Below are 7,060 nucleotides of genomic sequence, written 5' to 3'. Positions count from 1 at the left end.
CGTTGATCTGCTGCGGCTGGTGGAGTGGTGTCTCCGGCGCCTCAGGATGTGAGCGTAACTGCGAGCCGATGGTTTCGGCCAGCCGTTGTCCACAGGCAGGACCGGAAGGTGAGGAAGCCCATGTGCGGGCGGTTTGACCATGCTTCTGACCACCACGTATCGTGGGTCAGTCATATGGACGACTGTGCCCAGGTGCGGCACGTGGCGTCCGATGCGTCTTCCGCCTCGCGATCCGTGCGGGGCGGCACACTTCCCGACGTCTTGGAGCAGACCCGTGAGCAAGCGGACTTTCCAGCCGAACAACCGGCGCCGAGCCAAGGTGCATGGCTTCCGACTGCGGATGCGCACGCGCGCAGGCCGCGCAATCGTCTCGGCGCGCCGCCGCAAGGGCCGCAGCGCCCTGACTGCCTGAGACGCTGAGGGCGGTGCTGCCGGCTCGGTTTCGGATGCGCCACGGCGACGAGTTCGGCGCGGCGATCTCCGCCGGTGCCCGCAGCAGCACTCGACGCGTCGTGGTGCACTTCTCGACCGGAGCCACCCGGGCTGATTCGGCCCGGGTGGGTTTTGTCGTGTCCAAGGCCGTCGGCGGTGCCGTGCAGCGCAATCTGGTGAAGCGGCGGTTGCGTGCGGCGATGGCAGAGGATCTCCCAGAATTGCCGGATACTGCGGCGGTGGTAGTGCGCGCTCTGCCGGCAGCGTCCGGTTCGACGTTCGCTGAGCTTCGCGGGGATCTGCGTCACTCGTGGCGGCGCGCACAGGAGAAGGATCTGCGGCGCAGGGGCGCGTCATCGGTGCCGCAGAGCGATCGGCAGCCAGTCCGATGACCGCGCACCCTGTCTCCCGCAATCCGCTCACCTGGATGTTGACTGCACTGGTGCGCGGGTACCAGTTGGTCGTCTCACCGTGGTTTGCGCCGCGGTGCCGGTACTACCCGAGCTGTTCGGCTTATGCGCTTGGGTCTCTACGCAGGCACGGGCCGTTGACCGGGACGGTGTTAGCGCTCTGGCGGGTCCTGCGGTGCAATCCGTGGTCCGGCGGAGGAGTGGACCAGGTGCCGTCCCGGGACGAGCTGCCCTGGCGCCGTCGGCGGAACGTCAGCTCTGAGCACGTAGACGTACCTACGGATACGGATGGTTCGCCGTCGGACGCGGACCGCATAGCCTTAGGCGCAGACCTTAGGCTCGACCACAGACTTTCCCACCAGAGTCCGCAGGAGCGGATCTGACCTTAGGAGACCAAGCCAGCTGATGGGTTTCTTCGACACTGTGCTGTGGCCACTGAAGGTGGCCGTGGCCTGGATCATGGTGCGGGCGCACGATGTGCTCACCTTTGTGGGCATGGACCCGGCGGGCGGCTGGACCTGGCTGCTCTCGATCGTCGCCCTGGTGATCGTCATCCGGATCCTGCTGATTCCGCTGTTCGTGCGCCAGATCAAGGCCTCTCGTGGCATGCAGGTGGTGCAGCCGGAGATCCAGAAGCTGCAGAAAAAGTACAAGGGCAAGACGGATCCGGCGTCCCGGCAGGCTCAGCAGCAAGAGATGATGGCGATCTACAAGGAGGCCGGCACCTCTCCGTTCGCCTCGTGTCTGCCGCTGATCGCGCAGATGCCGGTGTTCTTTGCGCTGTACCGGGTGTTGTACTCGCTGCCACAGCTAGCGGCTGGTGACTACCAGCGGGAGAGCATCGGTCCGATGACCCGCGAGCTCGCCGGTCAGGTCGAGTCCTCCACAGTGTTCGGCGCTCCGCTGTCTTCGAGTTTCATGGGCGACGAGGCCACTGTTGCGGTGCGGGTGGTCACTGCCGTGCTGATCGTGCTGATGTCTGCGACGACGCTGTTCACCCAGCGGCAGCTGACGATGAAGAACATGCCGGCGGCGTCGCTGGACAACCCGATGGCACGCCAGCAGCGGATGCTGATGTACATCTTCCCGCTCATCTTCGTCTTCATCGGAGTGAACTTCCCGATCGGTGTGCTGATCTACTGGACCACCTCGAACCTGTGGACGCTGGGCCAGCAGTTCATCGTCATTCGCAACTCCCCGGCACCTGGTTCGGAGGCCGAGGAGAAGTACCTGGCCCGGAAGGCGAAGAAGAACAAGAGCAAGAAGGCCCGTGGCGTTTCCCTCGAGGATGAGGGTGTCGCGCTCGAGCTGGAAGACGGCGAGTCCGCGGCGGAGACCGAGCGGGAGAAGCGGCAGCGTGTGCAGCCGAAGCGCAACGTGCCGAAGTCGAAGCGTAAGGGCAAGGGAGCAGCCGCCGAATAGGGCGGCCGGCCAGGACGAGAACCAGAACCATGCCGGCACCGCCGGCCGAGCGCATGAGTGCACCTCGATGCGCGATGACGACGAGAGGCGAAGACGATGACGAACGAGACCGCGGCACAGAGCGAACCCGAGCTGAAGCCGGAGACGGAAGAGCCGCAGAATGGACGTGCTGGTCTGGAGGAGGAAGGCGAGATTGCCGCCGACTACCTCGAGGAACTGTTGGACATCGCTGATCTGGACGGAGACATCGACATCGATGTGGACCACGGCCGGGCGGCAGTGGCGGTGGTGACCGAGGACTCCGATGACGGTCTCGACTCCTTGGTCGGGAAGAAGGGTGAGGTTCTGGATGCGCTCCAGGAGCTGACCCGGCTGGCGGTCCAGGCGAAGACCGGTGACCGCAGTCGGTTGATGCTCGATGTCGCCGGCTTTCGCAACAACCGGCGCCAGGAACTGACGACGCTCGCCGAGGAAGCGATCGCGCAGGTGCGTGAGAACGGTGAGGACGCGGCGCTCAAGCCGATGAATCCGTTCGAGCGCAAAGTGGTCCACGATGCCGTTGCTGCTGCGGGCCTGGTCAGTGACTCCGAGGGTGCCGAGCCGAATCGGCACGTGGTGATTCGCGCAGGGAGCTGAGCCGTTCTGGATCGGGAGATGAATGAGAACGCGCCTGAGGGTGTGGCGGTGGACGATGCGCGAAGTCGCGAGATCCTTGGCCTGGGCTGGGGCGGTGTCGCGCATTTCGCTGACCTGCTGGCTCAGGAGGGTGAGCTCCGTGGCCTGATCGGTCCGCGGGAGCTGCCGAAGCTGTGGACGCGGCATGTGCTGAATTCTGCCGCCGTTGCACAGTTCCTTCCCGAGACGGGATCACTCGCTGACGTTGGCTCGGGTGCGGGCCTCCCGGGCGTGGTGCTCGCGCTGATGCGACCGGACCTGGAGGTGCATCTGGTGGAGCCGATGCAGCGCCGGGTCGAGTGGTTGCGTGAGGTGGGTGAGGAGCTCGACCTCGACAACGTGACCGTGCACCAGGTGCGTGCGGAGGAGTTGCATGGCCGCCTGCTCGTGGATGCGGTGACCGCGCGGGCGGTGGCGGCCCTGGACCGGTTGGCCCAGTTCTGCATGCCGTTGGTCGCCCCGGGAGGGCGGTTGCTCGCGCAGAAGGGTCAGCGAGCCGAAGAAGAAGTTGCCAAGGCGGATCGGGTGCTGCACAAACTCGGCGTTGTCGAGGTGACCGTGCACGCGGTCGACATGCTTGGTGACGGCGACGTCACCCGAGTCGTCGAAGCGCGCAAACGCTGAAGACTCCGCACAGGATTCTCAATTAGAACAACGGTTCTAATTATCGCACTGTGCTGGGGCGTCGTATCGGTTCGCCAGCGGCCGATTCCGGGGGCATGCTCACTGACCTTGCGTTCGACCCCGGCCGATCTTCTCCTCACGGAGGTCGGTCTTGGATGAGGCCGGCCGCGGTGGCGGAGGCTCGGGGTCTGGGGCGCAGGCGGAGGTCTACCCCGCTCTCGGACGGACGGCCTGATTGCTGAGTGAAGGCTGGATCCCGCCGACCAGGAGGGGCCGAGCTCTCGGTGCCTTCTTATCCGCGTTCGGGTGGAGCAATCTGTGGAGGCCACGCGGGTGGTGGCTTTCTAGAGCACGCTCGATCTGATGAGCGGTGTTGTTTCACGTGGATCTATCGACCTCAGGGGCGGGAAGGTAGTGAGTCCTGGCCGAGCCGATCGGTCCAGGTCATGCGCCGTGAGCCTCTGATCGGTTTCCGACGGTGATCCACCAGTGAACTATGTGCGGGTGTCGAGGATGGGTGTCGGTGTTAGCCAACGGAGTCGGAGTTGGTTCTCGCATGTACGGCGAACCTCGTTTGGATAACGGGCGGATGAGCCAGCGACCCAGGTCGATCGTGCGGCGGGGCTATCGTCCTCGGGTCGCGTTCTTTGGGCGGGCGGGTCCTTGTTCGCTGTTGACCGGTGGACACTCGCTTGTCCATCATCAGCCGCAGGTGAGATCCGTTCCACGTGAAACGGCCGCCCTAGGGAGAGCCCGATCGTGTGGGGAATCGAAGAGGTTTTGGGATCGGATCCGGTCCCGTTTTCCGGGGTGGATGCCGCTGTCGCCGTGACGATGCCGGTTCGTCACGCCGCTTGGCGTCGCGACGCACGCACTCGACTTGATGGCGCATGTCGGCCGCATCATTGCCAGCCGTTGCTGAGAGAGCGTCGCGGAGCTGGCTCCTCCACGTGCCCCTGTGCCGATTCAGGGTTTCACGTGAAACGGAGTCTGTATCTGGCGCAATTGGGCAGCGGGAGGAATGATGTGAGGTGGAGTGCCGGAGAGGCCGTGTGTTCCGGTGTTGCGGTGTTGCGGCGTTCCGGCCTTGCGGAGAAAGCCGGTAGCTGAGTCTGACTAGGAACCGCGGCGGACCCTACAAACTGCAGCCCAACGAGCAGTCGGAGTCAGGCTCGCCAGCATCGCGCTCAGTTTCACGTGGAACGAGTGCTACGAAGTCCCCCAGCAGTCGTGGCTGGGAAGGCGGGGTCCGAGCTCCGCGGTGGGATTGGCCGTACTCGTGGATGGGCTGAGTAGCGACACCCGGTTGGATCACGCACCCCGAGGTTTCACGTGGAACTGGACAGGGAGGACTACTCCGCTACCGTTTCACGTGGAACGCTCCTTGAACTTGGGTGTCCCGGGTTGACGCTCCGAGCAACATCCGGGTGCAAGCGTAAAGAGGCTGCGGACCGTGACGACTGGTCACTCGGGATGGTCGTAGTTGTGCTCGGTCCCTGTGACGTGATGGGGATGATCCATGCGCCACGCAGGGTACTGGTCGATTCCGCGTTCTAGGGCGCCCCGCTGTTCGGGGTGCGCAGGAACCAGATTGAGATGCATCTTCACCACGTGCGTTCAGATTGCGGACGCGTCGCGGCTGTCTGCGCCTAGCGGAGCTCGGACCCAGTAGCCGCCATCCATATAGCTGTGGCGCTCAACCGATGCGGGTGACCCTCCCCTCCGCGATCCTCACTGTGCCGGGTTAGCAGTCATGGCCCGACGATGCTGCCTGCGTCGGTTTCACGTGGAACGATGAGCGTAAGCCGACTCATTGCCGCTCAGTGGGACCGGGCCGCAGAAAGGCTGTGCTGCCGGAACGGTGACCGGTGATCGGGTTCCTGGGTCCAATTGACGCGGGGCCGGGCGAAGGTACTCGTGACGATTGTGGTGGGAGGTTCCATGAGTTAGGCCGGCGGTGCTGAGTGAGGGTGGAGACTGCACGTCCCGTGGGCCTGGGCTGCCCATTTCGTTGGTTCGATGACCCATCGGGAATCGCTTTAGTTTCACGTGGAACGGACGGGTGCGAGCCCGCTACCTTCAGTGCGGGTGGCACGGGGGCTTTCAGTGCGCGATACGCAGTATGGATCGAATCGGCGTCAAGAGCCTCGAGTACATTCGCGCTACTTCGTTGCGGTATCGGTGTTGGGATGCAACACGGCTCTCTTTCTCGGTCCTACCAGCTCCAGCCCCGGTTCCTGTGCCGGTTTAGGCGCGAGGCGCCGGTCTGTCGTACGTGCGTCGTTGAGCGTGTTTTACGTGAAACGAGCCTCTCCTGCTCGCGACTGACGGGAACGCCAGAGGTCGGGTGCAGGGCCACATCCTCCAATCTCGTGCTTGTTCATGTGAAGCGGATCGGTTCCCTTGGCTTCGATGTTTCACGTGAAACACCGAAGCTGATGCTTGGGGAGCGGGCTGGGTAAAGCACGGTCCGTAGCGGCGCTGTCTAGGGATTCGGTCGTGTGGCCGCAACGAATCCTGTGGCGATATGGGTCGGCCGACGGCAGGCGAAGACTCAGTGATGATGCTGGCTGATCTCTCGGATCCTCTGGTGCGGCATCGTCCCCGCTTCCGCGGCGCGTCTCGATGCGACTTGCTTGTGAGGTTTCACGTGAAACGGGTCGGTTACCGATGCCGGCTAAGCACGATGATGCTGGGCTGGGCTGGGCTGGGCTGGGCTCGGCCGTCGTCCGGACGATCACCGTGGTGCGCGCGTTCCACGGACCGACATTGCACGGGCCGCAATCAACGCAGCTCCGGCGTGGAGTGTTTCACGTGGAACCGATCGTCGTGAGGTCGCTGGACCTGTGAAGGCGTTCGGCTGTTCATCTCGTCTCGGTTCTCGCAGACCGCCGAGCGATTGCGCACCGACGCTGTCATCCCTGGCAGCACGGCGCAGCGGGACCTACCCATCGCTCCACTTGACCGAAGCGTGGTGCGGCCGGCCGGGTTCGTCCACTGTTCCCCGGCACCTATCCGGGCCGAGGCGTACTGCCCCGGCTCCCCGACGGCTTCGTGATGGACAGGCCTGGTCGGTGTGGTGGGTGCGGGCCGGAAGGTTATGAGGCTGCGCGGGTCCACCTGGGGCGAGCGCGTGGGTTATGGCTCGAGCGCCAGACTTCATCGAAGCCCCACTTGAGTCACCGCCTCCTGTTTCACGTGGAACGCCTCCCCTGGTATTGGTGCGTGACCCATCGGCGTAGACCGACAGGAGGGTGGCCATCGGAGGCGTGTCGGCCGGCCCAGCGTCCAAACGGAGCTGCTGACAGGATGGAGCTGCTGGCAGTACGGCATACGGTCCATCGGGAAGGCTCAGCACCGGGGTCGAACCGTCGCTGCCGTATCCGTCGAGTGCCGCCGAGAACGGCTGGCTGTGGATGACGTCGTTTCACGTGGAACTGGCAACTCATCGCGGTGCACATTGGCGCAGATATCCACACGTCGGTGCCGCCATGTGG

At 64.4% G+C, this 7,060-nt stretch carries 6 protein-coding genes; all 6 read left to right on the top strand.

What is annotated here, in order from left to right:
* Positions 1 to 274: 274 nt before the first annotated feature.
* The 6 genes from rpmH to rsmG all read left to right on the top strand — a co-directional run bounded on the left by rpmH (position 275) and on the right by rsmG (position 3,563).
* Entirely contained in the window at positions 275 to 412 is a 138-nt protein-coding gene (gene rpmH / locus FU260_RS23390) for a 50S ribosomal protein L34 (RefSeq protein ID WP_147919239.1), read from the top strand.
* A gap of 13 nt (positions 413 to 425) precedes the next feature.
* Complete coding sequence (gene rnpA, locus FU260_RS23385; protein WP_147919238.1) at positions 426 to 824, top strand: ribonuclease P protein component; 399 nt, start codon at positions 426 to 428, stop codon at positions 822 to 824.
* Complete coding sequence (gene yidD, locus FU260_RS23380) at positions 821 to 1,225, top strand: membrane protein insertion efficiency factor YidD (RefSeq protein ID WP_147919237.1); 405 nt, start codon at positions 821 to 823, stop codon at positions 1,223 to 1,225. The genes rnpA and yidD overlap by 4 nt, the downstream gene beginning before the upstream one ends.
* A gap of 22 nt (positions 1,226 to 1,247) precedes the next feature.
* Positions 1,248 to 2,264 (top strand): membrane protein insertase YidC, encoded by a 1,017-nt coding sequence (yidC, locus tag FU260_RS23375; protein WP_147919236.1) that lies wholly within the window; start codon positions 1,248 to 1,250, stop codon positions 2,262 to 2,264.
* Positions 2,265 to 2,360: 96 nt separating this feature from the next.
* Complete coding sequence (locus FU260_RS23370; RefSeq protein ID WP_147919235.1) at positions 2,361 to 2,900, top strand: Jag family protein; 540 nt, start codon at positions 2,361 to 2,363, stop codon at positions 2,898 to 2,900.
* 18 nt (positions 2,901 to 2,918) lie between these two features.
* Positions 2,919 to 3,563, top strand: coding sequence for a 16S rRNA (guanine(527)-N(7))-methyltransferase RsmG (rsmG, locus tag FU260_RS23365; RefSeq protein ID WP_147919234.1), 645 nt, complete (start codon positions 2,919 to 2,921; stop codon positions 3,561 to 3,563).
* The last annotated feature ends 3,497 nt before the right edge of the window (positions 3,564 to 7,060 follow it).

The sequence above is a fragment of the Ruania zhangjianzhongii genome, from assembly GCF_008000995.1.
Taxonomy (GTDB): Bacteria; Actinomycetota; Actinomycetes; order Actinomycetales; family Beutenbergiaceae; genus Ruania; species Ruania zhangjianzhongii.
This window is presented reverse-complemented; position numbering and strand designations above follow the sequence as displayed.

Bases quoted from the DNA above. Each gene is read 5' to 3' on its own strand.
- yidD (WP_147919237.1), top strand. From the start codon at position 821: ATGACCGCGCACCCTGTCTCCCGCAATCCGCTCACCTGGATGTTGACT.
- yidC (WP_147919236.1), top strand. From the start codon at position 1,248: ATGGGTTTCTTCGACACTGTGCTGTGGCCACTGAAGGTGGCCGTGGCC.
- FU260_RS23370 (WP_147919235.1), top strand. From the start codon at position 2,361: ATGACGAACGAGACCGCGGCACAGAGCGAACCCGAGCTGAAGCCGGAG.
- rsmG (WP_147919234.1), top strand. From the start codon at position 2,919: ATGAATGAGAACGCGCCTGAGGGTGTGGCGGTGGACGATGCGCGAAGT.